The sequence below is a fragment of the Micromonospora sp. Llam0 genome, assembly GCF_003751085.1.
Lineage (GTDB): Bacteria > Actinomycetota > Actinomycetes > Mycobacteriales > Micromonosporaceae > Micromonospora_E.
Genome location: NZ_RJJY01000001.1, coordinates 3,015,559 through 3,041,274 on the forward strand (window position 1 = coordinate 3,015,559; position 25,716 = coordinate 3,041,274).

Annotated in this window: 24 protein-coding genes; 8 read left to right on the plus strand and 16 right to left on the minus strand. The window is 72.6% G+C overall.

The window, feature by feature from the left end:
* Positions 1 to 2: 2 nt before the first annotated feature.
* From EDC02_RS13205 to EDC02_RS13230, 6 genes are all read right to left on the minus strand, one after another.
* Complete coding sequence (locus EDC02_RS13205) at positions 3 to 803, minus strand: enoyl-CoA hydratase family protein (RefSeq protein WP_123602206.1); 801 nt, start codon at positions 801 to 803, stop codon at positions 3 to 5.
* Between the two features lie 34 nt (positions 804 to 837).
* On the minus strand, positions 838 to 1,674 hold the full coding sequence (locus tag EDC02_RS13210; protein WP_123602207.1) for an SDR family oxidoreductase: 837 nt from the start codon (positions 1,672 to 1,674) through the stop codon (positions 838 to 840).
* Positions 1,661 to 2,785, minus strand: a complete 1,125-nt coding sequence (locus EDC02_RS13215) for a nitronate monooxygenase family protein (RefSeq protein WP_123602208.1) — start codon at positions 2,783 to 2,785, stop codon at positions 1,661 to 1,663. The genes EDC02_RS13210 and EDC02_RS13215 overlap by 14 nt, the downstream gene beginning before the upstream one ends.
* Entirely contained in the window at positions 2,782 to 3,543 is a 762-nt protein-coding gene (locus EDC02_RS13220) for a CoA-transferase subunit beta (RefSeq protein WP_123602209.1), read from the minus strand. Before EDC02_RS13220 ends, EDC02_RS13215 begins: the two co-directional genes overlap by 4 nt.
* Positions 3,540 to 4,397 carry a CoA transferase subunit A gene (locus tag EDC02_RS13225; RefSeq protein WP_123604750.1) on the minus strand — a complete coding sequence of 286 codons (858 nt, stop codon included), beginning with the start codon at positions 4,395 to 4,397 and terminating at the stop codon, positions 3,540 to 3,542. Before EDC02_RS13225 ends, EDC02_RS13220 begins: the two co-directional genes overlap by 4 nt.
* Before the next feature lie 97 nt (positions 4,398 to 4,494).
* Entirely contained in the window at positions 4,495 to 5,745 is a 1,251-nt protein-coding gene (locus EDC02_RS13230; protein WP_370461533.1) for an acetyl-CoA C-acetyltransferase, read from the minus strand.
* Positions 5,746 to 5,932: 187 nt separating this feature from the next.
* Here EDC02_RS13230 and EDC02_RS13235 point away from each other — a divergent pair, with 187 nt between their 5' ends.
* The 5 genes from EDC02_RS13235 to EDC02_RS13255 are packed head-to-tail and all read left to right on the plus strand — an operon-like array spanning position 5,933 to position 12,133.
* Complete coding sequence (locus tag EDC02_RS13235; protein WP_123602211.1) at positions 5,933 to 7,252, plus strand: FAD-dependent monooxygenase; 1,320 nt, start codon at positions 5,933 to 5,935, stop codon at positions 7,250 to 7,252.
* Positions 7,249 to 8,736: an aldehyde dehydrogenase family protein gene (locus tag EDC02_RS13240; RefSeq protein ID WP_123602212.1), complete on the plus strand. Its 1,488-nt coding sequence runs from the start codon at positions 7,249 to 7,251 to the stop codon at positions 8,734 to 8,736. The genes EDC02_RS13235 and EDC02_RS13240 overlap by 4 nt, the downstream gene beginning before the upstream one ends.
* Positions 8,723 to 10,351, plus strand: coding sequence for an NAD(P)/FAD-dependent oxidoreductase (locus EDC02_RS13245; protein ID WP_123602213.1), 1,629 nt, complete (start codon positions 8,723 to 8,725; stop codon positions 10,349 to 10,351). The genes EDC02_RS13240 and EDC02_RS13245 overlap by 14 nt, the downstream gene beginning before the upstream one ends.
* Positions 10,344 to 11,096 (plus strand): SDR family NAD(P)-dependent oxidoreductase, encoded by a 753-nt coding sequence (locus EDC02_RS13250; protein ID WP_123602214.1) that lies wholly within the window; start codon positions 10,344 to 10,346, stop codon positions 11,094 to 11,096. The genes EDC02_RS13245 and EDC02_RS13250 overlap by 8 nt, the downstream gene beginning before the upstream one ends.
* A gap of 35 nt (positions 11,097 to 11,131) precedes the next feature.
* The gene (locus tag EDC02_RS13255) at positions 11,132 to 12,133 is read left to right on the plus strand and encodes an ABC transporter substrate-binding protein (RefSeq protein WP_123602215.1); all 1,002 of its coding nucleotides are present in this window, start codon (positions 11,132 to 11,134) and stop codon (positions 12,131 to 12,133) included.
* 39 nt (positions 12,134 to 12,172) lie between these two features.
* On the opposite strand, the gene EDC02_RS13260 is transcribed toward EDC02_RS13255, so the two are convergent.
* From EDC02_RS13260 to EDC02_RS13270, 3 genes are all read right to left on the minus strand, one after another.
* Complete coding sequence (locus tag EDC02_RS13260) at positions 12,173 to 14,377, minus strand: bifunctional diguanylate cyclase/phosphodiesterase (protein WP_158632186.1); 2,205 nt, start codon at positions 14,375 to 14,377, stop codon at positions 12,173 to 12,175.
* A gap of 120 nt (positions 14,378 to 14,497) precedes the next feature.
* Positions 14,498 to 15,259: an SDR family NAD(P)-dependent oxidoreductase gene (locus EDC02_RS13265; protein ID WP_123602217.1), complete on the minus strand. Its 762-nt coding sequence runs from the start codon at positions 15,257 to 15,259 to the stop codon at positions 14,498 to 14,500.
* Between the two features lie 4 nt (positions 15,260 to 15,263).
* Positions 15,264 to 15,827 carry a nuclear transport factor 2 family protein gene (locus EDC02_RS13270; protein ID WP_123602218.1) on the minus strand — a complete coding sequence of 188 codons (564 nt, stop codon included), beginning with the start codon at positions 15,825 to 15,827 and terminating at the stop codon, positions 15,264 to 15,266.
* Between the two features lie 69 nt (positions 15,828 to 15,896).
* Between EDC02_RS13270 and EDC02_RS13275 the strand changes: the two genes are divergently transcribed.
* Both EDC02_RS13275 and EDC02_RS13280 read left to right on the plus strand, forming a co-directional pair.
* Positions 15,897 to 16,994, plus strand: coding sequence for an ABC transporter ATP-binding protein (locus EDC02_RS13275; RefSeq protein WP_123602219.1), 1,098 nt, complete (start codon positions 15,897 to 15,899; stop codon positions 16,992 to 16,994).
* Positions 16,994 to 18,019, plus strand: a complete 1,026-nt coding sequence (locus EDC02_RS13280) for an ABC transporter ATP-binding protein (RefSeq protein ID WP_123602220.1) — start codon at positions 16,994 to 16,996, stop codon at positions 18,017 to 18,019. The genes EDC02_RS13275 and EDC02_RS13280 overlap by 1 nt, the downstream gene beginning before the upstream one ends.
* A gap of 8 nt (positions 18,020 to 18,027) precedes the next feature.
* Here EDC02_RS13280 and EDC02_RS13285 read toward each other — a convergent pair whose 3' ends face one another.
* Entirely contained in the window at positions 18,028 to 18,495 is a 468-nt protein-coding gene (locus EDC02_RS13285) for a nuclear transport factor 2 family protein (protein ID WP_123602221.1), read from the minus strand.
* Positions 18,496 to 18,560: 65 nt separating this feature from the next.
* On the opposite strand from EDC02_RS13285, the gene EDC02_RS13290 reads away from it, so the two are divergent.
* Entirely contained in the window at positions 18,561 to 19,025 is a 465-nt protein-coding gene (locus EDC02_RS13290) for a nuclear transport factor 2 family protein (protein WP_123602222.1), read from the plus strand.
* A gap of 62 nt (positions 19,026 to 19,087) precedes the next feature.
* On the opposite strand, the gene EDC02_RS13295 is transcribed toward EDC02_RS13290, so the two are convergent.
* Genes EDC02_RS13295 through EDC02_RS13320 form a run of 6 tightly spaced genes read right to left on the minus strand, consistent with a single transcriptional unit; the run spans position 19,088 to position 25,526 of the window.
* Positions 19,088 to 20,314, minus strand: coding sequence for a PLP-dependent aminotransferase family protein (locus EDC02_RS13295; RefSeq protein ID WP_158632187.1), 1,227 nt, complete (start codon positions 20,312 to 20,314; stop codon positions 19,088 to 19,090).
* Between the two features lie 29 nt (positions 20,315 to 20,343).
* Positions 20,344 to 21,147, minus strand: a complete 804-nt coding sequence (locus tag EDC02_RS13300) for an SDR family NAD(P)-dependent oxidoreductase (protein WP_199757629.1) — start codon at positions 21,145 to 21,147, stop codon at positions 20,344 to 20,346.
* Between the two features lie 52 nt (positions 21,148 to 21,199).
* A complete protein-coding gene (locus EDC02_RS13305) occupies positions 21,200 to 22,075 on the minus strand; it encodes an ABC transporter permease (protein WP_123602224.1) in 876 nt (291 codons plus the stop codon).
* Positions 22,068 to 23,024 carry an ABC transporter permease gene (locus EDC02_RS13310; RefSeq protein ID WP_123602225.1) on the minus strand — a complete coding sequence of 319 codons (957 nt, stop codon included), beginning with the start codon at positions 23,022 to 23,024 and terminating at the stop codon, positions 22,068 to 22,070. Before EDC02_RS13310 ends, EDC02_RS13305 begins: the two co-directional genes overlap by 8 nt.
* A 28-nt stretch (positions 23,025 to 23,052) precedes the next feature.
* Positions 23,053 to 23,892 (minus strand): SDR family NAD(P)-dependent oxidoreductase, encoded by an 840-nt coding sequence (locus tag EDC02_RS13315; RefSeq protein ID WP_123602226.1) that lies wholly within the window; start codon positions 23,890 to 23,892, stop codon positions 23,053 to 23,055.
* On the minus strand, positions 23,889 to 25,526 hold the full coding sequence (locus EDC02_RS13320) for an ABC transporter substrate-binding protein (RefSeq protein ID WP_123602227.1): 1,638 nt from the start codon (positions 25,524 to 25,526) through the stop codon (positions 23,889 to 23,891). The genes EDC02_RS13315 and EDC02_RS13320 overlap by 4 nt, the downstream gene beginning before the upstream one ends.
* Positions 25,527 to 25,716: the final 190 nt, after the last annotated feature.

A 25,716-nucleotide genomic window follows, 5' to 3' on the forward strand; every position in this document is an offset into this window, starting at 1 on the left:
GGTCAGCCCTCCCGGCCCGGGTCGGCGGCCGGGCCAGCACCGTTTTGCTGCGCCGCCCCGGTGTCGGGCCGGTCGCCGAAGCCGTCACGGACCCGGTGGGCGACACCGGAAAGGTTGAGCTCGAAGGTGAAGCCCTGCTCGTAGCGGTAGCTGCGTTTGACGTCCCACGGGTCGATGCCGTTGAGCGACTCCTTGGCCGCCCGGATCACCACCGGGTCCTTGGCGGCGATCTGCCGGGCGACCTCCAGCGCGGCGGACCGCAGCTCGGCGGCGGGGACCACGCGCAGCACCGAGCCGTAGGCGTGCAGCTCGGCGGCGGTGGCGGTGGCGGAGGTGTAGAGCATCGCCCGGGCCCGGTGCTGCGGCACCAGCCGGGACAGGTGGGTGGCGGCGCCGAGCGCGCCCCGGTCCACCTCCGGCAGTCCGAACGTGGCGTCGTCGCTGGCCACGATGATGTCGGCGTTGCCGACCAGGCCGATGCCGCCGCCGAGGCAGAAGCCGTGAACGGCGGCGACCACCGGCACCGGGCAGTCGTAGACGGCGGCAAACGCCGCGAAGCAGCCCCGGTTGGCGCCGATCAGCGCGTCGTTGCCGGGGTCCGCCTGGATCTGCTTGATGTCGACCCCGGCGTTGAAGCCGCGGCCCTGCGCCCGCAGCACCACCGCCCGGGTGGCCGGGTCGGCACCGGCGACGGTGACCGCCTCGGCGAGGCGGTACCAGCCGGCGACCGGCAGGGCGTTGACCGGCGGCCGGTCGACCACGATCTCGGTCACTCCGTCGGCGCCGGTGGTCGCGACGACCATCGCACTGTCCGCTGTCGATGTCATGGTCGGGTCCTCACGGGTGTTGGCTGCTGACCGAGAGCACCTCGCCCACCAGGTACGAGGCGTAGTCGCTGGCCAGGAAGACGATCACGTTGGCCACCTCCCAGGGTTCGGCGGCCCGGCCGAACGCCTCCCGGTCGGCCAGCGCGGCCAGCAGGGCGTCGTCGGTGACCTTGGCCAGGTTGGCGTGCATCGCGAGGCTCGGCGCGACCGCGTTCACCCGGACGCCGGCCTCGGCCGCCTCGACGGCGCTGCACCGGGTCAGCGCCATCACCCCGGCCTTGGCCGCGGCGTAGTGCGCCTGACCCTGCTGGGCCCGCCAGCCGAGCACCGAGGCGTTGTTGACGATCACGCCGCTGCCGCGCGGCATCATGTGCCGCAGCGCGGCACGGGTGCACCGGAAGGTGCCGGTGAGGGTGACGTCCAGCACCCGGTGCCACTGGTCGTCGGTCATCTCGGTGATCCGGGCCGTGCCGCCCAGCCCGGCGTTGTTGACCAGCACGTCGAGCTGGCCGTAGCCGGCGACGACCTGGTCGACCATCGCCTGGACCTGCGACTCGACGGTCACGTCGCAGACGACCGCGAGGGGTTCGACACCGGTCGCGGCGGCGAGTTCGGCGGCGGTCGCCCGCAGCCGGGTCTCGTGCCGGTCGCTGATCGCCACCCTGGCACCCTCCTCGGCGCAGCGCCGGGCCGTCGCCGCGCCGATGCCGGTGCCAGCGGCGGCGGTGACCAGCACGGTCCGGCCGGCGAGCAGGCCGTGCCCGGCGGGCGGGCGCGGCCCGGCCGCCCCGCCGGGCGGGCGCGGCCCGGTGGACGTGCGTCCGGTCGGTGGTTCAACGGTCGCCATCGGCTCGTCCCTCCTGCAGTCCGTCCAGCACCGCCGACGCCTCGGCGACGATCCGGTCGATCAGCTCGGCGCAGCTGGGCAGGTCGTCGATCAGCCCGGTCACCTGCCCGGTCGCCATCACCCCGAGGTCGGCCCGGCCGTCGACCATCGCGGCCCGCAGCAGCATCGGGGTGTTCGCGGCGAGCAGCACCTGGCCCCAGGTCAGCTCCCGGTTGCGGCGCATCGCCCGACCTTCGGCGAGCAGGTGCCGCCACGAGGTGCCGGTGAGCCGCCGGAACCGGGCGGCGCTGCGTACCGAGCGGACCAGCCGGCGTGCCGGCCCGGCGCGTTCCAGCCGGTCGATGAAGTCGGTGCGCAGCACCCGCTGTGGTACGCCGTCGAGCGCCCGGGTCACCACGGTGCCGTCCAGCCCGGCGTCGAGGTAGCGCCGCAGTACCTGCGGGCTGACCGTGCTGTCGCTGGTGAGCAGGAACCGGGTGCCCATCGCCACCCCGGCCGCGCCGTAGGCGAGGGCGGCGACCAGCCCCCGGCCGTCGAAGAACCCGCCGGCGCCGATCACCGGGATGTCGACGGCGTCGGCCACCTGCGGCAGCAGCAGACTGGTCGGTACCGCTCCGGTGTGGCCGCCACCCTCGCCGCCCTGCACGATGACCGCGTCGGCACCCCAGGCGGCCACCTTCTCGGCGTGCCGGCGGGCACCGACCGAGGGCACCACCCGTACCCCGGCGTCGCGCAGCCGGGCGATCAGCTCCGGCTTCGGGGCCAGGGCGAACGAGGCCACCCGGACGTTCTCCCCGATCAGCAGGTCGATCCGCTGCGCGGCGTCGGCGGCGTCGGCCCGCACGTTCACCCCGAACGGCCGCGTCGTGTTCCGCCGGATCTCGGTGATCGCGGCGGCCAGGTCGGGCAGGTCGAGGGTGGCACCGGCGAGGATGCCCAGCCCGCCGGCCTCGGCGGTGGCGGCGACCAGCCGGGGGCCGGAGACGAAGCCCATGCCGGTCTGCACGATCGGGTACCGCACCCCGAACAGCTCGCAGATCGGGGTACGCAGCGCCGGGTGGGCCGAGGTCGGCGTCGGGCCGGCAGCCGGCCGCGCCGGGCGGTCGGTCATCGCCGTACCTCGGCGTCGCGGTGGCCGGCCGGGTCGATGACGGTACGGATGAGGGTCAGCTCGTGCGCCGTCGGCAGCCGGGTCTGCGGCACCTCCCCGCCGGTCCACAGCTCGAACCCGGTCGCCTCGTGGACCTGTTCGACGGTGACGCCGGGATGCGTCGACACCAGTCGCATCCGGTGGTCCGGGCCGGTGAAGTCGAAGACCCCGAGGTCGCTCACCACCCGGCGCAGCTGGTGGAAGCGGGCCGCGGACGGCCCGGCAGACGCGGCCCTGTCGTAGCCGATGCCGCAGACCAGGTCGACCTGTTCGACGAAGGTCCGGCGGCTGTGCCGGGGCACCCAGTAGCTGCACGGGTGGCTGACCGTGTTGCCCGGTGCGCCCCGTACTCCGAGCAGGGCCACCTTCGGCCGGTGGAAGTCACCGATCGCCGAGATGTTGATGTTGCCGTACCGGTCGATCTGGCCCGGCCCCATCATGACGTGCCGGCGGCCGGACCAGATCAGCTCGAAGATCTGCCGGAACGGCAACGCTCCCTCGGTCTGCGTCGGGGATCCGCCGACCGGCCAGGTGCCGACGCCGAGAGCGGCTTCGCCGTCGGTGAGCAGCAGTTCCGGGGAGAAGGTGGCCCGGGCCAGCCGGGCGCCGATCGTCGGGACCAGCCCGATCGGGCTGGCCAGGATCTCGCCGTCGCCACGCCATGCCTCGGCGCAGGCGACGACGCACACCTCGGCGCGCGTCGGCGCGGTGCCGGTCACCGGATCACCTCCATCTGCGGGCCCCGGGCGGCGACGGCCTGCTGGTAGCCGGCCTCGTCGGTGTCGAGGTAGCGCTGGCGGAACGCGGCCCACCGGTCGGTGCCGGCCACCGCGGCGTACTCGCGTTGGAACCGCTCGTCACGGGGGTAGTCCGGGTCGCACGAGGTGAAGTGGGCACCGCGTGCGGCCGGAACCACCCCGCGGACCTGGTGGCGGCGGACGAGTACCGAGGCGGCCGGGGTGAGCTGCTCGGTCGGCACGACCTGTTCGCAGGAGACGTAGGCGCGGTCGGCGGCCGCGCAGTACAGGTCGTCGAAGTACGGGTCGGGCCCGAGGCAGAGGGCGTTGCCGTGGATGTCGGCGCGGTGCAGGTGGACCAGGGCGGCGTCCAGCCGCAGCGCCGGCACGGCGAGCAGTTCCTCGTCGTCGTACGGCGAGCGCACGGTCCGCAGGTCCGGGTTGATCCGCATCAGGTCGGAGCCGAGTCCGACCCGGGTGGGCAGGAACGGCAGCCGGCAGGCGGCGGCGTACAGGCCGAGGTAGAGCATGCCCTCGTCGTACTCGACGGCCTCGACGGCGCCTGCCTGGCGGGCGGCCCGGAAGTGCGGCTCCAGCGGAATCGAGTCGAGCGAGACGAAGCCGTACACCAGCCGACGGACCTTGCCGGCGGCGAGCAGCAGGCCGGCGTCGGGGCCGCCGTAGGTGACGACGGTCAGGTCCTCGAGGTCCGACCGCAGGATCGCCCGGATCAGGGACATCGGCTTGCGGCGCGAGCCCCAGCCGCCGATGCCGATGGTCATGCCGGAGCGCAGTTCGCTCACCACCTGCTCGGCGGTCATCCGTTTGTCGGTCATCGCCACCTACTCGATCCTGGCTGGTCACGGGTGCGGGTACGCCGGAACCGGCGCACCCGCAATGTACCAAGCGCTTGATTGGTTGGCCAGCCCGGGTTCAGCTCGCCCGCTCGATCACCATCGCCATTCCCTGACCACCGGCCGCGCACATGGTGACCAGCCCGAACTGCCGGTCACGTTCGCGCAGCGCCCGGATCAGGCCGGTGGTGATCCGGGCACCGGTCATCCCGAACGGGTGACCCACCGCGATCGCCCCGCCGTTGACGTTCACCCGGTCGGGATCGATGCCGAGCAGCCGCACGCAGGGCAGCACCTGGGCGGCGAAGGCCTCGTTGATCTCCACCAGGTCGATGTCGCCGATGGTCAGCCCGGCGTGCCCCAACGCCCGCCGGGTCGCCTCCACCGGGCCGAGACCCATGATCTCCGGACTGAGCGCGGAGACACCGGTGGCCACGATCCGGGCCAGCGGGGTGACGCCCAGCTCGGCGGCCCGGGCGGCGCTCATCACCACCAGAGCGGCGGCACCGTCGTTGAGCGGGCAGCAGTTCCCGGCGGTGACCGTGCCGTCCGGGCGGAACACCGGCTTGAGCGCGGCGACCGACGCCAACCGCACTCCGGGGCGGGGGCCGTCGTCGCGGTCGACGACGGTGCCGTCCGGCAACGTCACCGGGGTGATGTCGCGGGCGTAGAAGCCGTCGGCGATCGCCTGCTCGGCCAGGTTCTGGCTGCGCACCGCGAACTCGTCCTGGTCGGCCCGGCTCACCCCGTACACCTGCGCGACGTTCTCGGCGGTCTCCCCCATCGCGATGTACGGATCCGGCGGCACCCCGGTGTCCCGGGGGTCCTGCCACCGCCCACCGTCGCCGGCGGCGCGCGCCGCGCTGCGGGCACCGGCGGCCGCGTACCGCTCGTTGCGGGTGCCCGGCAGATTGTCCGACTTGCCGGCCTCGTACCGGGAGACCATCTCCACCCCGGCGGAGATGAAGACCTCGCCCTCCCCGGCCCGGATCGCGTGGAAGGCCATCCGGGTGGTCTGCACCGACGAGGCGCAGTAGCGCTGCACGGTGGTGCCGGGGGTGCCGTCCAGGCCCAACCCGACGGCGACCATCCGGGCCAGGTTGTGGCCGTGTTCGCCGGCCGGCTGGGCGCACCCGAGCAGGACGTCCTGCACCTGCGCCGGGTCCAGGGCGGGCACCTGGGCCAGCGCGGCCCGGGTGATGTCCACGGCGAGGTCGTCGGGGCGCAGCGTGGCGAGCGAGCCCTTGCGCGCCCGGCCGATCGGCGAGCGGGCGGCGGCGACGATCACGGCCTGCGGGGTGGCGGAGTCTCGGGGCGACATGGCGGGCAGCGTACCCTAACAAGCGCTTGGTACGCCATGGTCGGCCCGACCGGCAGTCCGGCAACCGGCGGCCGTTCTGCTGACCAGAAACGCCGCTCGACGCAGATTCTTCTGAACAGAAGCGGGGTTAGCGTCGGGCAACCTCGGCCGGCCCGCGTCCGCAGACCGGCCCGGCCCACACCCACCAGGAGGCACGTTGACGGCCAGCGACGGGCAGACCGACGAGTTCATCCTGGTCGGTGGCGGCATCGGCGGGCTCGGCACCGCTCTCGCCCTGGCCCGCGCCGGGCGGCAGGTCCGGGTGCTGGAACGGGCCGCCGCCTTCGGCGAGGTCGGTGCCGGCATCCAGCTCGCCCCCAACGCCACCCGGCTGCTGCGCGAATGGGGCCTGCTCGACCGGTTGATCACCGCCGGGCTGGCGCCCCGACACCTGGTCCTCGCCGACGCCCGCACCGGCCGGGAGCTGAACCGACTCGACCTCACCGGGCCGTTCACCGACCGCTACCTGGCCCCGTACGTCGTCGCGCACCGCCGTGACCTGCTCGACCTGCTGCTCGCCGGGGCCGCCGAGGCCGGCGCGGTACTCGAACCCGACCGCGAGGTGACCGCGGTCCGGCCCGGCCCGGACGCCGTCGAGATCGACTGCGCCGGCGGGCAGCGTTACCGGGCCCGCGCGGTCGTCGCCGCCGACGGCCTGCACTCCCGGTTCCGCGCCCTGGTCAGCGCCGACGAACCGGAATGCAGCGGCTACGTCGCCTACCGGGGCGCCATCCCGATCGAGCAGGCCAGCCGGACCGCCGACCTGTCCGACGTGGTCGCCTTCATCGGCCCCGGGATGCACTTCGTGCAGTACGCCCTGCGCGGCGGCAGCTACTACAACCAGGTCGCGGTGTTCCGCAGCGAACGGTACCGGCAGGGCGACCCGGACTGGGGCGGCCCGGCCGAGCTGCGGGAGGCGTTCTCCCGGGCCTGCCCGCACGTGCGGACCGCCGTCCAGGCGATCCGGACCGACCAGCGGTGGCCGATGTACGACCGGACGCCGATCGCCGACTGGGTACACGGCGGCCGGGTCACCCTGCTCGGCGACGCCGCCCATCCGATGCTGCAGTACCTGGCCCAGGGTGCCTGCCAGGCGTTGGAGGATGCCGCCGCGCTCGCCGCCGCCGTCACCCGGCACCTGCCCGCCGGGTCGATCGGCGCCGACGCCCCGGTCCACCTCGCACTTCGGGAGTTCGTCCGCGAACGGGCACCCCGCACCGCCCGGGTGCAGCGCAACGCCCGTACCTGGGGCGACATCTGGCACGTCGACGGCGTCGCCGCCGCGCTGCGCGACGACGCGCTGGCCCATCGCGGACCGACCGACTACCGGTCCACCGACTGGCTCTTCGGCCACACCCCCGCGCAGCGGGGCTCCTCGCCTGCCGCGAGCCCCGCCGCACGCGCCAGCGCCAGCGCCGCCACGGCGGCGGACGCGCCGACCGCCACCCCGACGACGAGCCGAAACGAGGCGCGATGATCCCGGACCCCGGACGCGACTGGCACCTACTGATCGACGGTCGGCTGGTCCCGGCCGGCGACGGCGGGGCGACCCCGACCCGGTCACCGGCCACCGGCGCGGTGCTCGGCCGGGCACCCGCCGCCACCGTCGCCGACGTCGACCGGGCCGTACGGGCCGGGCACGCCGCGCAACCGCAGTGGGCGGACACCCCGCCCCGGCACCGGGCCGCCGTACTGCGGGCGATGGCCGACGTGCTGCGCGCGCACCGCGCCGAACTCGGTCACCTCGACGCCGCCGACGGCGGCAACCCGGTGACCGCGATGACCGCCGACGTCGACCTCGCCGCCGAGCTGCTGGACCGGTTCGCCGACTGGGCCGACCAGCTGGGCGGCCGGACCGTGCCCGGCGACGACGACCATCTGCACTACACCACCCGACGGCCGTACGGCGTGGTCGCCCGGATCGTGCCGTACAACCATCCGGTCATGTTCGCCGCCTCCCGGGTCGCGGCGCCGCTGCTGGCCGGCAACTCGGTGGTGCTCAAGGCCCCCGACCAGACGCCGCTGTCCGCGCTGCGCTTCGGTGAACTGGTCGCCGACCTGCTGCCGGCCGGGGTGCTGGCGGTGCTGACCGGCGACGGCGCCACCGTCGGGCCGGCGCTGGTCGGCCACCCGCTGGTGCGGCGGATCGCGTTCACCGGCAGCACCGGCACCGGCCAGGCGGTGCTGCGCACCGCCGCCGCGCACGGCGTCAAACAGGTGTCGCTGGAGCTCGGCGGCAAGAACCCGATGGTGATCCTGGCCGACGCCGACGTCGCCGCCGCCAGCGCCGGCGCGGTCGCCGGGATGAACTTCCACTGGACCGGCGGGCAGTCCTGCGGCTCCACTTCCCGGCTGCTGGTGCACCGCTCGCTCGCCGACGAGGTGGTCGAGCGGGTGGTGGCCGGCACCCGCGCCGTCCGGGTCGGGGATCCGCTGGACCCGGCCACCGAGATGGGCACCATGGTCTCCGCCGCCCACCGGGACCGGATCGCCGGATTCCTGCGGCAGGGCCGCGATGCCGGGCTGACCGTGGCCACCGGCGGTGGCCTGCCCGCCGGGCCCGGCGCGTACGTGGAGCCGACCGTCTTCGTCGACGTGCCGCCGGACAACCCGCTGGCCCGCGAGGAGATCTTCGGGCCGGTGCTCTGCGTCACCCCGTTCGACGACGAGCGGGAGGCGCTACGGATGGTCAACGACTCGCCGTACGGACTGACCGCGAGTGTCTGGACCGACGACGTCGGTCGGGCGCACCGCTGGGCCCGGTCGGTCGACGCCGGCTACGTGTGGATCAACACCGCGTCCCGGCACTTCGCCGGCCTGCCGTTCGGCGGGGTCAAGGACTCCGGCCTCGGCAGCGAGGAGAGCGTCGAGGAACTGCATTCGTTCACCCAGCCCAAGTCGGTAACCGTCCACCTGGGACCGACGAACGACCCACGAGGAGGCGACCGTGGCGACCACTGACCACCCGGCCGACACCTACGACGGCATCATCATCGGGGCCGGCCAGCACGGCCTGATCCTCGGCACCTACCTGGCCCGGGCCGGGCTGCGGGTGCTCCTGGTCGAGCGGCGGCTGCGCCACGGCGGCGGGCTGAGCACCGAGGAACGCACCCTGCCCGGCTTCCAGCACAACCTGCACTCGATCAACCACTTCAGCGTCACCTCGACGCCGTGGTTCCGTGACCTGGGGCTGTCCGCCCGGGTGCGCTACCTGACCCCACGGTACGAGTTCGCCCAACCGCACCGCGACGGCAGCGCGCTGGTCTTCTCCCGCGACCTCGACGAGACGCTGGCCAGCATCGGCCGGTTCAGCAAGGCCGACGCCGACACGTTCCGCGAGTGGAACGCCAAGGCCGAGGAGATGACCCAGCGGATCTTCCTGCGGGAGCGGTTCAGCGAGCCGCTGAGCCCGGCCGACCGCGACGAGCTGCTCGGCCGTACCGCGTTGGGTCGCGACTTCCTGGAGCTGACCCGGCGGCAACCCGGCGAGGTGGTCGAGGAACTGTTCACCGACGAGCGGGTCAAGGTGCTGTTCCTGTTCAAGCTGTCACTGTTCGGCACCGTGCTGCACGAGACGCTCGGCACGCACAGCCCGCTCGGCTCACTGATCCGCGCCTTCGACCTGACCACCGGCTACGAGCTGTGCGCCGGCGGCAGCTGGAACCTGGCCCGTGGGCTGATGGAGGAGTTCATCGCCGCCGGCGGGCACTTCGTCAACCAGGCACACGTAGAGCGGATCGTCGTCGAGGGCGGCCGGGCCACCGGCATCGAGCTCGCCGACGGGCGCTCGATGCGCGCCCGGCAGTTCGTGGCCAGCACCCTGGACCTGCACCAGACCCTGGAGACGTTGATCGGCCGCGATCAACTGCCCGCCGACTACCTGGCCCGGCTGGACAAGTTCCACTACACCGGCTGGACGTTGTTCGGCCTGCACCTGGCGCTCGACGAGGCCCCGGCGTACACCTCGGCGGCCTTCGACCCGCACGTGAACGGGGCGCTGAAATACAACATCGGCTCGGAGACCATCGCCAGCCTGATGGCCGCGCACGACGACGTGGACAACGGTCGGGTACCGAGCAACGTCCAGTTCGGCGCCGGGGCGCTGAGCGTGCTCGACCCGAGCCAGGCGCCGCCGGGCAAGCACACCGCGTACGCCTGGCACGTGGTGCCGTGGGCGCCCGACGGCGACCACGAGAACCTGCGCCGCATGCAGGGCGACATGGCCGCGTCGATCATGGACAGGTGGCGGGAGTACGCGCCCAACCTGACCGACGCCACCGTGCTGGGCTCATACACCTACACCGCGTACGAGTACGCCCAGGAGCTGATCAACATGCGGCACGGCGACATCTTCATGGGGGCGCTCAGCGCGGACCAGGTGCTGCACAACCACTTCGGCTACCGCACCCCGCTGCCGAACCTCTACCTGGCCGGCTCGGCCTGCCATCCCAACGGGGCGATCAGCGGCGGCGCCGGGTACATCGCCGCCGGGGTGATCGCCCGCGACCTGGGTGTCGAGCCGTGGTGGCAGCCGATGGACGCCCGTACCGAACTGTCCCGGCTCGGCGATGGCTGACCGGCTGACCGGCCGGGTGGCCATCGTCACCGGCGGCGGACAAGGGCTCGGCCGGGCCTTCGCGCACCGGCTGGCCGCTGACGGGGCGCGGGTGGTGGTGGCCGACCGCAACATGGCCGCAGCCACCGCCGTTGCCGCCGAGATCGGCGACGGCGCGCTCGCCGTCGAGGTCGACGTCGCCGACCCGGACAGCGTGGCGGCGATGGTCCGGCGCGGCACCGACGCGTACGGCGGGATCGACGTCCTGGTCAACAACGCGGCGATCTTCTCCACCCTGGCGATGCGCCTGTTCGAGGAGATCGACCCGGCCGAGTGGGACCTGGTGATGGCGGTCAACGTGCGCGGACCGTTCCTGTGCACCCGGGCGGTGGCACCGGTGATGCGCCGGGCCGGCTACGGCAAGGTGGTCAACATCTCGTCGGCCACGGTGTGGATCGGCCGGCCGCACTATCTGCACTACGTCACCTCGAAGGCGGCGCTGATCGGGATGACCCGGGCACTGGCCACCGAACTGGGCCCGGCCGGGGTACGGGTCAACGCGGTCACCCCGGGCGCCACCCGGACCGAGATTCCACGGGCCACCGTCACCCCGGAGCAGGAGGCGGCGATCGTCGCCGGCCAGGCGATCAAACGGCGGCAGGTGCCGGCCGATCTGGTCGGCGTGGTCGCCTTCCTGGCCGGGCCGGACAGCGATTTCATCACCGGGCAGACGGTCAACGTCGACGGTGGTGCGGCATTCCACTGAGGAGTACGCGAATCGGTACGAGGATCGGAGGCACCATGGCGCACCGGCTGCCGATCAGCCTGGCCTGCTGGGACTACGACCGCACCCGGGCACTGCGGGAGGGCACCGTCCGGCCGACCGGCGTGGACCTGACCTACCTGCCGCTGCCACCGGAGGAGACCTTCTTCCGGATGCTGCGCTGGCAGGAGTTCGACGTCGCCGAGATGTCCCTGTCGTCGTACGTGCTGTCGCTGTTCGCCGACGAACCGCCGTTCGTGGCGATCCCGGTCTTCCCGTCGCGGGTGTTCCGGCACGGCTCGATCTACCTGGCGCCGTCGTCGACGGTCCGCGACCCGGCCGAGCTGGCCGGCCGCACCGTCGGGATCCCCGAGTACCAGATGACCGCGGCCGTGTGGATCCGCGGCATCCTGGCCGAGCACCACGGGCTGCCGGTGGACGGGGTCAGGTACCGCACTGGCGGTCTGCACCACGCCGGCCGGCAGGAGAAGCTGCGGCTGGACCTGCCGGACCGGTTCGACGTACGGCCGATCGGCGCGGACGAGACGCTCGACGGGCTGCTGCGTACCGGCGCGATCGATGCCCTGTACACCGCCCGGGCACCCCGGTCGTTCGAGCCGGCCGGCGGCCCGGACCGGGTCCGGCGGCTGTTCGCCGACCCGGCCGCCGCCGAACGGGCGTACCTGCGGGCCACCGGCATCTTCCCGATCATGCACACGGTGGTGCTGCGACGCGACGTCTACCAGCGGCACCGGTGGCTGGCCAGGGCGCTGCTGGACGCGTTCACCGAGGCGAAGGACCGGGTCTACGCCGAGCTACGGGAGGTGACCGCGTTGAAGGTCAGCCTGCCGTGGGTGGTGCCGGCCGCCGAGGAGGCGGCGGCGCTGCTGGGCGACGACTTCTGGCCGTACGGCGTCGAACCCAACCGGACGGTGCTGGAGACGTTCCTGCGCTACTCGCACGAACAGGGCCTGGCCCGGCGGCGGCTGGACCCGGCGGAGCTGTTCGCCCCGGAGACCCTCGCCGACACCCTGGTCTGAACCCGACACCTGACACACGCTGGTCTCAGTCCGGGCCGGCTACGACACCGCGGACCGGCGCAGCAGGGCCCGCAGGGCCGGCTCCTCCACCGGCCGGGACAGGCCGAACCCTTGACCGAACTCGCAGCCCATCGCGGTCAGCTCGGCCCGCTGGTCGTCGTTCTCGATCCCCTCGGCCACCGTGCTGAGCCGCAGCCCCCGGCTCATCGCCAGGATCGCCCGGACCACCGGCAGGCAGGTCGGATCCTCGGCGCCGATCCGGCCCACGAACATCTTGTCGATCTTCAACTCGTCGATCGGATAGCGGTGCAGGTGGCCGAGGGAGCTGAATCCGGTGCCGAAGTCGTCCAGGGCGATCCGCACGCCGAGTCGACGCAGCGCGGACAGCTGCGACTCGATCGCGTCGTGCTCGGTGGCCAGGACGCTCTCGGTCATCTCCAGGGTCAGCGTGGCCGGCGGCAGACCGGAGCGTTCCAACGCGGCCAGCACGTCCGCGACCACGTCGCCCAGCATGAACTGGCGCACGCTGACATTGACGTTGATCTGCAACGGTCGGCCACTGAGTCGCTGCCATCCGGCACCGGTGACACAGGCCTCGCCGAGGATCCAGCGGCCGAGTGGCACGATCAGGCCACTGCCCTCGACCAGCGGGATGAACTGGTCCGGCCGGACCATTCCGCGCTGCGGGTGACGCCACCGGACCAACGCCTCCACTCCACGTACCGCACCGTCCGACAGCGTGTGGATCGGCTGGTAGTGCAGGACGAACTCGCGCCGTGACAGCGCGTCCTGGGCCTCCACCTGCAGGCGTATCCGGTCGACCGCAGGCTGGTGCAGTTCGGTGCGGTAGCGCACCCGGCGGGCCCGGGGCGCGGCCTTGGCGATCTGCAGCGCGATGTCGGCCTCGCGCATCAGCCGGTCGGTGTCGGCGTCGCCGTCGCCGATCGCGATGCCGACCCGGGCGGAGACCAACCGCAGGTGGCCGGCCACCTCGATCGGCCGGTCGAAGACCGCCAACAGATCGTCGGCGATCCGCTCGGCGTCGCGGGCGGCGGCCCGCTCGGCGGTCAACAGCACGGCGAACTCGTCACCGCCGAGGGCAGCCAGCAGGTCGGTGGCCGCCAGCTGGTGCCGTAGCAGGCCGGCGACCGCGACCAGCAGCTCGTCGCCCGCCTGGTGGCCGAGAGCGTCGTTGACCACTTTGAAGGCGTCGATGTCGAGCAGCAGAAGCGCCACGTCGGTGGTGGTGGTGCCGAGCGCCGCGGCCAGCCGTTCCCGTAGCAGGGCCCGGTTGGGCAGTCCGGTCAGCGGATCGTGGTAGGCCTGGTGACGCAGCCGCTCGGTGAGCCGTACCCGCTCGGTGACGTCCCGAACGGCGAACAACAGCCCGCGTACGTTCGGATCGTGCAGCAGGTTCTGCCCGCTGATCTCGACCGTGGCCGGCTGGTCGGCGTCCAGGACCGGGACCCGGCACTGCAGCGTCGCCGCCGCACCGGCCTCATCGAGCAACCGCGTAAGCCACCTGTCGGCCGCCGGCCGGTCCGCCGGGACGATCCAGGAGAGCAGCCGGTCACCGGGCAGCCCGTCGGCGAGGCCGAACACGTCCACCGCCGCCGGGCTCAGGTAGCTGACCGTGGTGTCCCGGCCGGTCAGCACGATCACGTCGCGCGACGACCGGACGACCGCCTCGAACCGGGCGGCGGTGCCGGCCTCGTACCGGCGGACCGCGACCAGCACCAGACGCAGCGCCAACGACGACAGCAGCAGGCCGGGGCCGTACTGGCCGAGCTGCACCTCGGCCAGCGTGCCGCCGGCGGCGAGCACGCCGGTGGTCATCGCCGCGAGGGTGAACCCGACCGAGAGCACCGCGGTGGGCAGGCCGCCGTAGAGCGCGCGCAGCGCGGTGCCGACGAACAGCACCCCACCGGCCGGTAGCGCCCCGACCGCCCAGATCACCACACCGACGGCGACGGCGGCGACCAGGTCGTGGGCGATCGTCGGCTGTTCCCGCCGGTACAGCCGCACGGCGAGTACCGCCAGGACGGCGACGGCGGGTAGCACCGGCCAGGACCGGTTCGGCTCGACCACCGGTGAGATGAGCCACTGTGGAATGACGGTGGCCAGGCAGGCCAGCAGAAAGGCCAGGAAAGCCCGGCGCACCACCGGCAGCAACGGTTGGTCCGCGCCGACCTTCACCCAGGAGCGCAGCGCGGTCAGCCACTGCCGGTGGCGTCCAAGGGCCATGTCCGCCAGACTACGGTCTGCGATCATGGCACGGGGGGACGACATTCCAGCGTTCGGTGTCCCTGGTGGACTATTCGGTGGATACCGCCGGCCGGGTCGCCGGTGGTACCCGCCGACGCGTCACAACAAGTTGGACCGGTGGAACCCGCCGTCGACCGGGATCATCGCCCCGGACAGGTATGACGAGTCCTCCGAGCACAGGAAGGCGATGGCCGCGGCGAACTCGTCGTACCCGCCGACCCGGCCCAGGTGTACCGCCCGGTCCAGATGCTGCTGGCGGTCCGGGGTCCGGTTGGGAAACGGCGCGTTGCCGACGACGATCCCGTTCGACGAGACGCCACGGGGTCCGTACTCCTTGGCGATCGAGGCGATCAGGGCGCTCATCCCCGCCTTCGCGGCGGCGTAGGCCGCACCGTTGACCTGACCGTTGGTGCCGGAGATCGAGCCGATGCCGACGATGTGCCCGCGCCCGGCGGCCAGCATGCCGGGCAGTACGGCCCGGGCGCAGAGGAACGCCGAGGTGAGGTTCAGGGCGAGGAAACCGCTCCAGTCCTCGACGCTGGCGTCGGCCACCGCCGCCCACGCGGCTCCGGGCAGTGCTCCACCGGCATTGTTGACCAGGATGTCGACCGGGCCGTACCGGTCGGCTACCTCGGCGACCAGGTCGGCCACCTGGTCGGCCGAGGTGACGTCGGCCCGGCCGGCGACCGCCCGGCCGGCCAGGTCGTCGGCGGCCGCCCGGGTCTGGGCGATGCCGTCGGGGTTGATGTCGTTGACGACCACCGTCGCGCCTTCGGCGGCGAACCGCAGCGCGGTGGCCCGGCCGATTCCCCGGCCGGCTCCGGTGACCAGAGCCACCTTTCCGGTGAACCTCCCGGGCATCGCGTCAGCCTTTCTGAAACAGGGGGTTGCGGGCGTTTTCGCTGATCACGACCATGGTGGCGAAGCGCCAGCCGACGTCGGGCTCACGTCGCATGCCGAACAGGTAGGCACCTTCGTGCTCACCCCGGCGAAACCGCAGGCCGTCGCCGCTGGTCGCGACGAGGCTGTACACGGCGGCGACCGAGGCGGTGCGGCCGTCGTCGGCGACCCGGATCACCGGAGGGTGGATGAGGTGACGCAGTTCGTAGGTGTTGATCACGTCGGCGGACGGCGGCCCGTCGGCGTCGCCGGAGCGCGGCAGCACCGGGCGGAAGTACAGCTCGCGGAGCTTCTCCTTGCCCTTGACGGTCTCGTTCAGGGTGCCGCGCAGCTGCCGCTCGAAGTCCTCGGTGTAGTACTCCAGCAGGTCGTCCCAGCGGCGCCGGTCGCACAGCCAGCCGTAGAGCATCACCAGGTCGGCGATCCGGCGGTGGTCCTCGGCGAGGGCCACCCGCTGCTCGACCGTGTCCGGGGTCCGCTCGGGCAGTTGGACCACGGCGATCAGTTCGTCGAGTTCGTCGTCAGTCATCGGGTCTCCACGTTTCAGGCAGGTAACAGGGTCTCGCTCAAAGTACCAAGCGCTTGTTAGGCTGGCAACGTGCGATCCGATGAACCGGCTCCGTTGCTCGCCGTCGAGAACCTCGCCACGAGCTTCTCGACGCCGCGCGGTGTGCTGCGCGCCGTCGACGGGGTCTCCTTCACCCTCGCGCCCAGCGAGGCGCTCGGCGTCGTCGGCGAATCCGGCTCCGGCAAGTCGGTGCTGGTCCGGACCGTCATGAACATCCTGCCCCGGCAGGCGCAGGTCGCGGCGGAAAGTCGGATCCTGTTCGAGGGCCACGAGGTACGCGACCGACGAGGCGCCGCCGCCCGACACTTCTGGGGCGCCGAGGTGGCCATGGTGTTCCAGGATCCGATGACGTCACTCAACCCGGTGCGCACCATCGGGCGGCAACTCACCGAGCCGATGCGTCACCACCTCGGGCTCAGCAGACGGACCGCCGACACCCGCGCCGCCGAACTGCTCGCCGAGGTCGGCATCAGCGAGCCGGTCCGACGGCTGAGGCAGTACCCGCACGAACTCTCCGGCGGCATGCGGCAACGCGTCATGATCGGCATCGCGCTGTCCTGCTCACCCAAGCTGCTCATCGCCGACGAGCCGACCACCGCGCTGGACGTGACCGTGCAGAAGGAGATCCTCGACCTGCTCGCCCGGCTGCGTACCGAACTGCGGATGGCGATGATCCTGATCAGCCACGACCTGGCCGTGGTGTCCGGCCGCACCGACCGGACCATGGTCATGTACGCCGGACGGGTGGCCGAGATCGGTCCGACCGCCGAGCTGTTCCGGCACACCCGGCACCCGTACACGGCGGCCCTGCTGCGCTCGACCCCCCGGATCGACCAGCCCAGCCACACCCCGCTGGAGGTGATCGCCGGCGGCGCCCCCGACCTGGTGCACCCACCGCCCGGCTGCCGCTTCGCCCCCCGCTGCCGGCAGGCCCGGCCCCGGTGTCAGCAGGAGGACCCGCGTCTGGTCGACGACCCCGGGCACCGGTACGCCTGTTTCTACCCGGTGGGCACCGCCGCCGGTGACCGGGCGCTCGCCGAAAACCTCGCCGCCGGCCGGACCGGGGCCGGGCTCGACCTCGGGCCGGTCAGCACCGACCAGTCCACCCTCGACGGGGCGGTGCAGTGATGGCCGGTACCGGCAAGGCACACCTGCGCGACACCGACGACGTGGTGCTGCGGGTCGAGGACCTGACCGTACGGTTCCCGGCCGGCCGGGGACGCAGCGTGCAGGCGGTCTCCGGAATCAGCCTCGACGCCCGGGTCCGGGAGACCGTCGGCCTGGTCGGTGAGTCGGGCTGCGGCAAGTCCACCACCGGCCGGGCGATCCTGCAGCTGCCCCCGCCGACCAGCGGATCGGTCCGGTTCGACGGCACCGAGTTGACGTCGCTGCGCGGCGAGCGGCTGCGCCGCACCCGCACCCGACTCCAGATGATCTTCCAGGACCCGATCTCGTCGCTCAACCCCCGCCGTACCGTCCGGGACATCGTCGCCGAAGGTCTGCGGATCTGGCACCGCGAGGGCGGTCCCGCCGCCCGTCGGCGGGTGGACGAGGTCCTCGACGCCGTCGGGCTGGACCCCCGGCTGGTCGGCGACCGACGACCGCACGAGCTCTCCGGCGGGCAGTGCCAGCGGGTCTGCATCGCCCGCGCGCTGGTGCTGGAACCGGCCGTGGTGCTCTGCGACGAACCGGTCAGCGCGCTGGACGTCTCGGTGCAGGCCCAGATCCTCAACCTGCTGGAGGAGATGAAACAGCGGTACGGCCTGACGCTGCTGTTCGTCGCCCACGATCTGGCGGTGGTGAAGCGGGTCAGCGACCGGATCGTGGTGATGTACCTGGGCAAGATCTGCGAGGTCGCATCGCCGGACGTGCTGTTCGCCCGTCCCGCCCACCCGTACACGGCGCTGCTGCTGCGCTCGATCCCGGAGCTGGACGACGGCTCCCCGGCACCGGCCCGCACCAGCGGCGAGCTGCCGTCGGCACTCGACCCGCCGAGCGGCTGCCGGTTCCGCACCCGGTGCCCCCGCGCGGCGGATGTCTGCGCCCGCACCGAGCCGCAGCTGCGCCAGACCGGCCCGGACCAGTACGTCGCCTGCCACTTCCCGCAGGACGCACCGGCCGACGGACCCACCGCCGGCCGGTCGCGGCCGTGACGGCCGGGTCAGTCCGCGGCGGCCGGCGCGACCAGCAACTCGTCGCGGCGCATCCAGTCCAGCACGTGTTCCCGACGGCTGATCAGCCAGCGGCCGTCGACCCGGACCAGTTCGTCGAGGTAGCGCAGACCCCGGGTGCGCATCCGGGGGCCGGTGGCCGGCCGGTCGATCAGGTGGGCCTGGGCGTAGGTCTGCGCCACCGCACGGTCGCCGGTCACCTCGGCGAAGTGGTTGCCGATGAAGTGCATCGACGCCCGCAGGTCGACGATCTCCAGGGGGAACCGGACCGGCGACCGGCCGGTGAAGAACGCCATGATCCGGTCGATCCCGCCGGCTACCCGTACTCCTTCGTAGATTCCCTCCACGTCATCGGTGAAGCAGCCACGCAGCCGGTCCCAGTCCCGGCTGTCGATCGCCATGAAGTACCGGTTCACCACGTCGGCGATGGCCAGCCGGTCGGCGGTCAGCGTTTCCATGACCCGATCTCCCGTTCTTGAGTCGACGGTGCCGCGCAACTGCGGCACCCAATCGAAAGGTGTGCATGATGCCCGGATACGCCGATGACCGAGCGGCCATCGTCGAGTTGCTGAACCGGTACGCGCAGTGCTGCGACCGGCGTGAGTTCGAGGCGGTCGGCGGCTGCTTCACCGACGACGCCCAGGCCGAGTACTCCGGCAAGCGGCTGCCGCGCGGGGTGCGCCACATCGTCGCGCACATGGCGCCGCTGGCCCGGCTGGCCGCCAGCCAGCACGTGGTCGGCTCGGCCACCGTCGAGGTCGACGGCGACTCGGCGGTCGCCAGCTCGTACACGGTGGCCCACCTGGTCCGGCCGGTGCCGGACGGGCACGAGGTGGTGCACCGGGGACTGCACTACGCCGACCGGCTGGTCCGCACCGGCGACGGCTGGCGAATCAGCGAACGGGTGCACCAGGTGCTCTGGAGCACCAGCTCGCCGACCACCTGGCCGGTGCCCCGGTTCACCACCGCCGCCCAGCCGGCCGACTGACCGGTCGCTGCAGGCGGATCCGGGGTTGCCGGCGGATCCGGGTGGGTCCGGCACTGCCGGACTCACCCGGACGCCGTCAGGTCGTCGAAAGCGTCCCCGAGGCGGTCGACCGCGGCCACCAGACCCGCCGGGCCCAGCATGCTGAACGACAGGCGCAGGTGCCGGGGGTAGCCGTCGGCCAGTGAGAACTCGTTACCCGGGACCACCGAGACGGCCCGGCGCATGGCGGCACGGGCCAGGGCCAACGCGTCGATCCCCGGGGTCTGGACGCCGGCCCAGACGAACATCCCGCCGTCCGGCATCTGGGTGGCCAGCCGACCGACCAGCTGGTCGGCCACCGCCCCGGTCAGGGCTTCGGCCCGCACCCGGTACAGGTCCCGCAGCCCGGCCAGGTGCCCGGCGAACCAGTCCGGATCGGCCAGCAGCTCGACGAGCAGCCGTTGGCTCAACGCGGCGGAGTTCAGATCGGTCGCCTGCTTGGCCACCGCCAGCGCCCGGTGCAGCCACCTCGGTGCGGCCAGGTAGCCGACCCGCAGCCCGGGTGCCACCAGCTTGGAGAAGCTGCCGAGGTAGACCACCTGCTCGGCGTCGTCGGCGGCGACCGGCGGCAGGTCCGCTCCGGCGAACCGCAGCTGGCCGTACGGGTCGTCCTCGACGACGAGGAAGCCGTACCGGGCCGCGAGCTGCGCCAGTCGGGTACGCCGTCGCGCGGTGAGGGTGCGTCCGCTCGGGTTGGAGAAGTTCGGCACCAGGTAGCACAGCTTCGGCCGCAACCCGGCCCGCAGCCGCCCGGCCAGCACCTCGGTGTCCATCCCGTCGTCGTCGACCGGCACCTCGACTATCCTCGGCTGGTATCCGGCCAACGCCCGCAGCGCCCCGACGTAGGCCGGCGACTCGACCACCGCCACGTCACCGGGGTCCAGCAGAACCTTGCCGATCAGGTCGAGCGCCTGCTGCGAACCGGTGGTGACCAGCAACCGCCCGGTCGGGTCGGGCAGCCGCAGCCGGCCGGCCAGGTCGGCACCGACCAGGTCGAGCAGGTCCGGGTCGCCCTCGGTGGCCGAGTACTGCAGGGCGGAGCCGGCGGAGCCGGCCAGCGCCCGCTCGGCCGCCGCGGCAACCGCCCGCGCCGGGAACGCCTCGGCCGGCGGCAGCCCGCCGCCGAGCGACAGCAACGCCGGCCCGGGTACGTCGCCGGCGGACGGCCGGGCCGCCGCCGCGACCAGCTCCCGCAGCTTCGACGGACGCATCCCGGCGGTACGGGCGGCGAACTCCGGTCGGGACGTCATCGCATTCCTTCCGTGGACGCTGGTCGACGTCACCCCATCGACCATCCGCCGTTGGCCCGGATCAACTGCCCGGTGACGAACCGGGCGGCGTCGGAGACCAGATAGAGCACCAGCAGCGCCTGGTCCTGCGGCTCCCCGACGATGTTCAGCGGCGAGCGGGCAGCCATGCCGGCCAGCCACTGGCTGCGCCGCTCCTCGTCGACGGTGCCGTCCGCGGCGGTGAAGTTGCGGGCGCTGAAATTGGTCAGGGTGGCACCGGGCGCGATCGCGTTGACCCGTACCCCTTTCGGGCCGAGCTCCAGGGCGAGGGTCCGGGTCATCCCGACGACGGCGAGTTTGCCGAGGTGGTACAGCCCATAGCCGGCGGCGGGCAGATCGGCGGCGGTCGACGAGATGTTGACGATGGCCCCGTGGCCCTGGCGCGTCATCACCGTCGCGGCGGCCTGGCAGCCGTACAGCACGCCCTTGACACTGATCGCGAACTCGGCGTCGAGGTCCGCGCCGGTGACCTCGGTCAGCTCGCGGACCAGGGACGGCACGCCGGCGATGTTGCACGCGACGTCGAGGCCGCCGTACCGGTCGACGGCGGCGGTGGCCAGGGCGTCCAGGTCGGCCCGACGGCTGACATCGGTGTACTGGAAGCTGGCCCGACCGCCGGCGGCGATGATGTCGGCGACGGTCGCCGCGCCGCGTTCGGCGTCGATGTCGGCGACCACCACGGCGGCGCCGGCGCGGGCGAGGGTCTGTGCGACCGCCTGGCCGATTCCGCTGCCGGCGCCGGTGACCGCGGCGACCCGGCCGTCCAGCCGGAACGCCGACTCGTCCATCCGCATGACGTACCTCCTGCTGCTCGGGTCGAGGGCGGCCCGGTCCCGGACGTTGCCGTCAGACCTGGGAGTCCCGGGGATCCCAGCGGGCCCGGGCACGTTCCCCGACGATGTTCAGGCTGAAGACGGTGAGGAACATGAACACCCCGGGGATCAGCGGTACGTGCGGGTGCCGGCGCAGCTCCCGCAGGCCACCCTCGGCGATCATGTTTCCCCAGGACGGGGCGGGCTGCTGCAGCCCGAGGCCGAGGAAGGCCAGCGATCCCTCCGCGACGATCAGCACGGCGGCGACGATGAAGGCGTAGGAGACCAGCGGCAGTGCCACGTTGGGCAGCAGTTCGCGGATCAGGATCCGGGTGTGCCGGGCGCCCATCGCCCGGCTGGCGGTGACGAACTCCCGTTGGGCGAACAGCAGCGTGTTGGCCCGGGCCAGCCGGATCATCGTCGGGATGCCGACCACGGCCAGGGCCAGACCGCTCTTCAGCACCGCCTCCGGCACGGTCCGGGGCGGGCCGAGCACCGCGGCGAAGGCGATCAGCAGGACAAGTGCGGGGATCACCAGGGCCGCGTCGGCGAAGACGCCGATCACCACGTCCACCCAGCCACGGAAGTAGCCGGCGACCATGCCGACCGCACCGCCGATCAGCAGGCTGGCCAGCACGGTGCAGCCGACGGTCAGCAGACTCACCCGGGCTCCGTAGATGGACCGGGCCAGCAGGTCGAGACCGAAGCCGTTGGTGCCCAGCGGGTTGGCCGAGAACAGGTCGGGGCGGGCGTAGCCGGCGATCCCGATTGTCTGGGTGGTGTCGTCGGCGTTGCCCAGCGGCAGCAGGTCGGCGAGCAGGGCGCAGCCGGTGAGGGCGACCAGCCAGCCGAGGCTGAGCCAGAAGGCGACATCGGTGCGACGGCGTCGGGTACGGCTGGGCTCAGGCATGCCGCCTCCGGATCCGTGGGTCCAGATAGCCGTACAGCACGTCGACGGTGAGGTTCAGCAGCAGGTAGATGACCGCGATCAGCAGTACGCCGCCCTGCACCAGCTTGTAGTCGTTGCTCTGCGCGGCGTTGATGATCACGTTGCCCACCCCGGGCAGGACGAAGACCGCCTCGACGATGATGGTGCCGCCGAGCAGCCGGCCGGCGCTCACCCCGGCCAGCGTGATCAGCGAGAACGACGAGGGGCGCAGCGCCTCCCGGAGCATGATGTGCCAGCCGGGCATGCCCTTGGCCTTCGCGGCCAGGATGAAGTCCTCCTGCAGGGTGGCGACCAGGTCGCCGCGCAGCAGCCGGGCGAAGACCGGGGCCTCGGCCAACGCCAGGGTGAGCGCGGGCAGGAAGGCGTGCCACAGGTTCTGGCCCAGACCGTCGTCGGACGGCCGGGACCACTGCCCCAGCGGGAACCAGTCCAGGTGGATGGCGAACACCAGCAGCAGAAGCAGGCCGACCAGGAACGGCGGCACCGAGATGACGCCGATGGTGCCGGCCGAGATCCACCGGTCGACCAGTCCGCCGGCCCGGTACGCCGACCACATCGCCAACGGGACGGCGATCAGCAGAGCCAGCACGATGGCCATCGCGGCGAGCTGCAGGTTCACCGGGAACGCCCGCAGCAGCCGGTCGGAGACGTCTTCGATCGGCGGGACCAGGTTCTGGCCGAGGTCGCCACGCAGCACACCGCCGAGCCATTCGAGGTAGCGCTGCACCGGCGGCTGGTCCAGCCCCATCTCGGTCCGGATCCGCTGGTAGTCGGCGGGCGTACCGGTGTTGCCGAGCACCTGCGCGGCGGGGTCGCCCGGCCCCATCTGGAGCAGGACGAACGTGCCCACACTGACCAGGAACAGCACCGGGACGAGCAGGGCCAGTTTGACGGCCACCGTCCGTAACATCAGTGCTCCTCCTCTCGTCGTCGCCGGCTCACACCAGCGGGGCCGGGCCGCCGTCGACCTCGATGGTCTGGCCGGTCAGGTACGACGCCGCGTCGCTGGCCAGCCACCGGATCGCCGCGGCGATCTCGGCAGGGTCGCCGATCCGGCCGAGGACCGCGATCCGGCCCATCGCGTCGATCTCGGCGGCGCTGCGGTTGCGCTCCATCAACGGGGTACGGACCGGTCCGGGTGCGACGCAGTTGACCCGGACCCCGGCAGGACCGTGGTCGATGGCCAGCGCCCGGGTCAGTCCGACGACCCCGGCCTTGGCGGCGCAGTACGCCGGGTTGGCCCGCATGCCGCGCAGTCCCGCCCCGGACGAGACGTTGACGATGGCCCCGCCGACCGCCGTCAGCTGCGGCAGCGCGGCCCGGCACATCAGGTAGACCGACGTAAGGTTGAGTGCCAGCCAGCGGTCCCACTCGGCGAGGTCGATGTCGATCACGGTACGGCCGGGCCGGCTGCCGCCGACCACGTTGATCAGCGCGTCCAGCCGCCCGTACCGGGTGGCGGCCGCGTCGACCGCCGCGGCAGCCCCGGCCTCGGTGGTCGCGTCGGCGACCACGGTCGTCACGCGGTCGCCGCCGCCCGGTTCAGCGCCGGCCAGGTCGGCGGCGGTCGCTGCCAGCCCGACCGCGTCGACGTCGGCCAGCACCAGCCGGTATCCGGCCTCGGCGAACGACCGTGCGGTGGCCGCCCCGATCCCGTGGGCGGCCGCGGTGATCAGGGCCACCGGGGGTGCCGGGGTGGTGCCGGCAGCGCCGGCACCACCCCGCCCGGTGACCCGCGCCGACGGGTCAGCGGCGTCGGTCGCGGATCGTCCGGTCATCCTCGCGTCGCCCTGCCGAGCAGCACCACGGTGTTGACGCTCTGCAGCACGTCGCCGACCTCGTCGGAGATCAGCACGACCTCCGGCTGGGCGGTCAGCGCGAGGAACGGCACGTCCTCGGCGTACGCCCGGGCGATGGTGCTGATCGCGGCCTTCACCTCGGCTTCGCTGCCGGCGCCCCGACCGGCGGCGATCGCCTCGTCGACGGTGGGGTTGACGTAGCCGGAGAAGTTGCCGCCGCCGGTGGTGACGTAGGTCGAGTTGAAGTCGCGGTTGAGGGCGAAGAACGGCTCGGCGTCGGAGATCGACGAGCCGAAGCAGGCCAGGTCGAAGTCCTTGCGCACGATGACCGCCGAGGTGTTCGCGGCGATCTCCTGCTGGTCGGTGAGGTCGACCTGCATACCGGCCGCCTCCAGCATGCCCTGTACCGCGGTCCCCCAGGTCGGCAGGCCGGTGTGGCAGCTGACCCGGATCCGTCCGTCCCAGCCGTCGGCCTTGGCCTGCTCGACCAGGTCGCGGGCCCGCTCGATGTCGTAGGCCGGTCCTTCGACACCGTCGTACCAACGGGAGTCCTCGGAGATCAGGGCGCTGGACATGAAGCCGGCGCCGCCGTACACCCGTTGTTTGAGCGTCTCCAGGTCGATGGCGGCGGCCACCGCCTGCCGGACCCGCTTGTCGGCGGTGGGTGCGGTGGACTCCAGTTCGGTGCCGTCCGGCTGGTCCTCGCACCGGGGTGCCGGCTCGCCTTCCTGGCAGGTGATCGGGAATCCGTTGTTCATGATCAGGGTGTCGTTGGCGGAGTACTGGACCCGGATGCCCTCGGCGCCGTCCGCCTCGGCGTCCGCGATCGCCCCGGCGTCACGCAGGAAGGCCAGGTCGACGCTGCCCGCACGGAACGCCTCGTAGGTCTGCGGCCCGTCACCGGCGTGGATGAACCGCACCCCGTCCAGCGGGACCTCGCCGCCCCAGTAGTCGGGGTTACGGGTGAGGGTCAGCGACTCGTCGGGGCGGAACTCGTCGAAGACGAACGGCCCGGCACCGGCATCCTGCGGGTTGGTACCGAACGCGTCGCCCTGGGCGGCCACCGCCGCCGGGTTGACCACCATGCCGGGGGTTCCGGCGAGGGCGAACGGGAAGTTGTTCCACGGGAAGGCGAGGGTGAACACCACTGTCAGGTCGTCGGGGGTGGCGTAGTCGGTGATCGGCGCGACCAGCGAGCTGGCGTTGGACCGTGCCTCGGTGTGCCGTTGCAGGTTCGCCACGACGGCCGCCGAGTCGTACGGCGCGCCGTCGCTGAAGGTGATCCCGGACCGCAGGGTGAGGGTCCACTGGGTGAAGTCGTCGTTGGGGGTCAGCGACTCGGCGGTCTGCGGCTCGAAGGCACCGCTGGCCGGGTCGTACCGCATGATCGTGTCGTAGAGCGCCGCGAGTTCCGCGCCGCCGGAGTTGCCGGTGCCGGCCACCTGGACCGGGTCGAGTGACTGGGTGGCGGACCAGGTGGCCATGGTGATCGTGCCGCCGGTCTCGTTGGTTTCGTTGTCGTCGCCGCACGCGGCGACGGTGGCGAGCAGCAGCCCGGCCACCGCGACGCGGGCGGACGCCCCGTTCCACTTGTATTTCCGACCAGTTGCCATCTGCTTCTCCTGGTAGCCGTGAAGCCCGAGGCTTTGTGAATGCCATGTAAACTAGCCGCGTACCGGCCACCAATCAAGCGCTCGCTTGGAGATTGTTACCCGAGCTCGACCTGGGGTGACCTGCTCGGCCACGACGCCCGTCGCACCAAGCGCTTGATTGACCCTGCTATGCTGGCGCCCGCCCGTTGCA

Coding starts and splice junctions, on each gene's coding strand:
- EDC02_RS13205 (WP_123602206.1), bottom strand. CDS start 803: ATGGTCGTCGCGACCACCGGCGCCGACGGAGTGACCGAGATCGTGGTC.
- EDC02_RS13210 (WP_123602207.1), bottom strand. CDS start 1,674: ATGGCGACCGTTGAACCACCGACCGGACGCACGTCCACCGGGCCGCGC.
- EDC02_RS13215 (WP_123602208.1), bottom strand. CDS start 2,785: ATGACCGACCGCCCGGCGCGGCCGGCTGCCGGCCCGACGCCGACCTCG.
- EDC02_RS13225 (WP_123604750.1), bottom strand. CDS start 4,397: ATGACCGACAAACGGATGACCGCCGAGCAGGTGGTGAGCGAACTGCGC.
- EDC02_RS13240 (WP_123602212.1), top strand. CDS start 7,249: ATGATCCCGGACCCCGGACGCGACTGGCACCTACTGATCGACGGTCGG.
- EDC02_RS13250 (WP_123602214.1), top strand. CDS start 10,344: ATGGCTGACCGGCTGACCGGCCGGGTGGCCATCGTCACCGGCGGCGGA.
- EDC02_RS13255 (WP_123602215.1), top strand. CDS start 11,132: ATGGCGCACCGGCTGCCGATCAGCCTGGCCTGCTGGGACTACGACCGC.
- EDC02_RS13260 (WP_158632186.1), bottom strand. CDS start 14,377: ATGGCCCTTGGACGCCACCGGCAGTGGCTGACCGCGCTGCGCTCCTGG.
- EDC02_RS13265 (WP_123602217.1), bottom strand. CDS start 15,259: ATGCCCGGGAGGTTCACCGGAAAGGTGGCTCTGGTCACCGGAGCCGGC.
- EDC02_RS13270 (WP_123602218.1), bottom strand. CDS start 15,827: ATGACTGACGACGAACTCGACGAACTGATCGCCGTGGTCCAACTGCCC.
- EDC02_RS13280 (WP_123602220.1), top strand. CDS start 16,994: ATGGCCGGTACCGGCAAGGCACACCTGCGCGACACCGACGACGTGGTG.
- EDC02_RS13285 (WP_123602221.1), bottom strand. CDS start 18,495: ATGGAAACGCTGACCGCCGACCGGCTGGCCATCGCCGACGTGGTGAAC.
- EDC02_RS13290 (WP_123602222.1), top strand. CDS start 18,561: ATGATGCCCGGATACGCCGATGACCGAGCGGCCATCGTCGAGTTGCTG.
- EDC02_RS13295 (WP_158632187.1), bottom strand. CDS start 20,314: ATGACGTCCCGACCGGAGTTCGCCGCCCGTACCGCCGGGATGCGTCCG.
- EDC02_RS13300 (WP_199757629.1), bottom strand. CDS start 21,147: ATGCGGATGGACGAGTCGGCGTTCCGGCTGGACGGCCGGGTCGCCGCG.
- EDC02_RS13305 (WP_123602224.1), bottom strand. CDS start 22,075: ATGCCTGAGCCCAGCCGTACCCGACGCCGTCGCACCGATGTCGCCTTC.
- EDC02_RS13310 (WP_123602225.1), bottom strand. CDS start 23,024: ATGTTACGGACGGTGGCCGTCAAACTGGCCCTGCTCGTCCCGGTGCTG.
- EDC02_RS13315 (WP_123602226.1), bottom strand. CDS start 23,892: ATGACCGGACGATCCGCGACCGACGCCGCTGACCCGTCGGCGCGGGTC.
- EDC02_RS13320 (WP_123602227.1), bottom strand. CDS start 25,526: ATGGCAACTGGTCGGAAATACAAGTGGAACGGGGCGTCCGCCCGCGTC.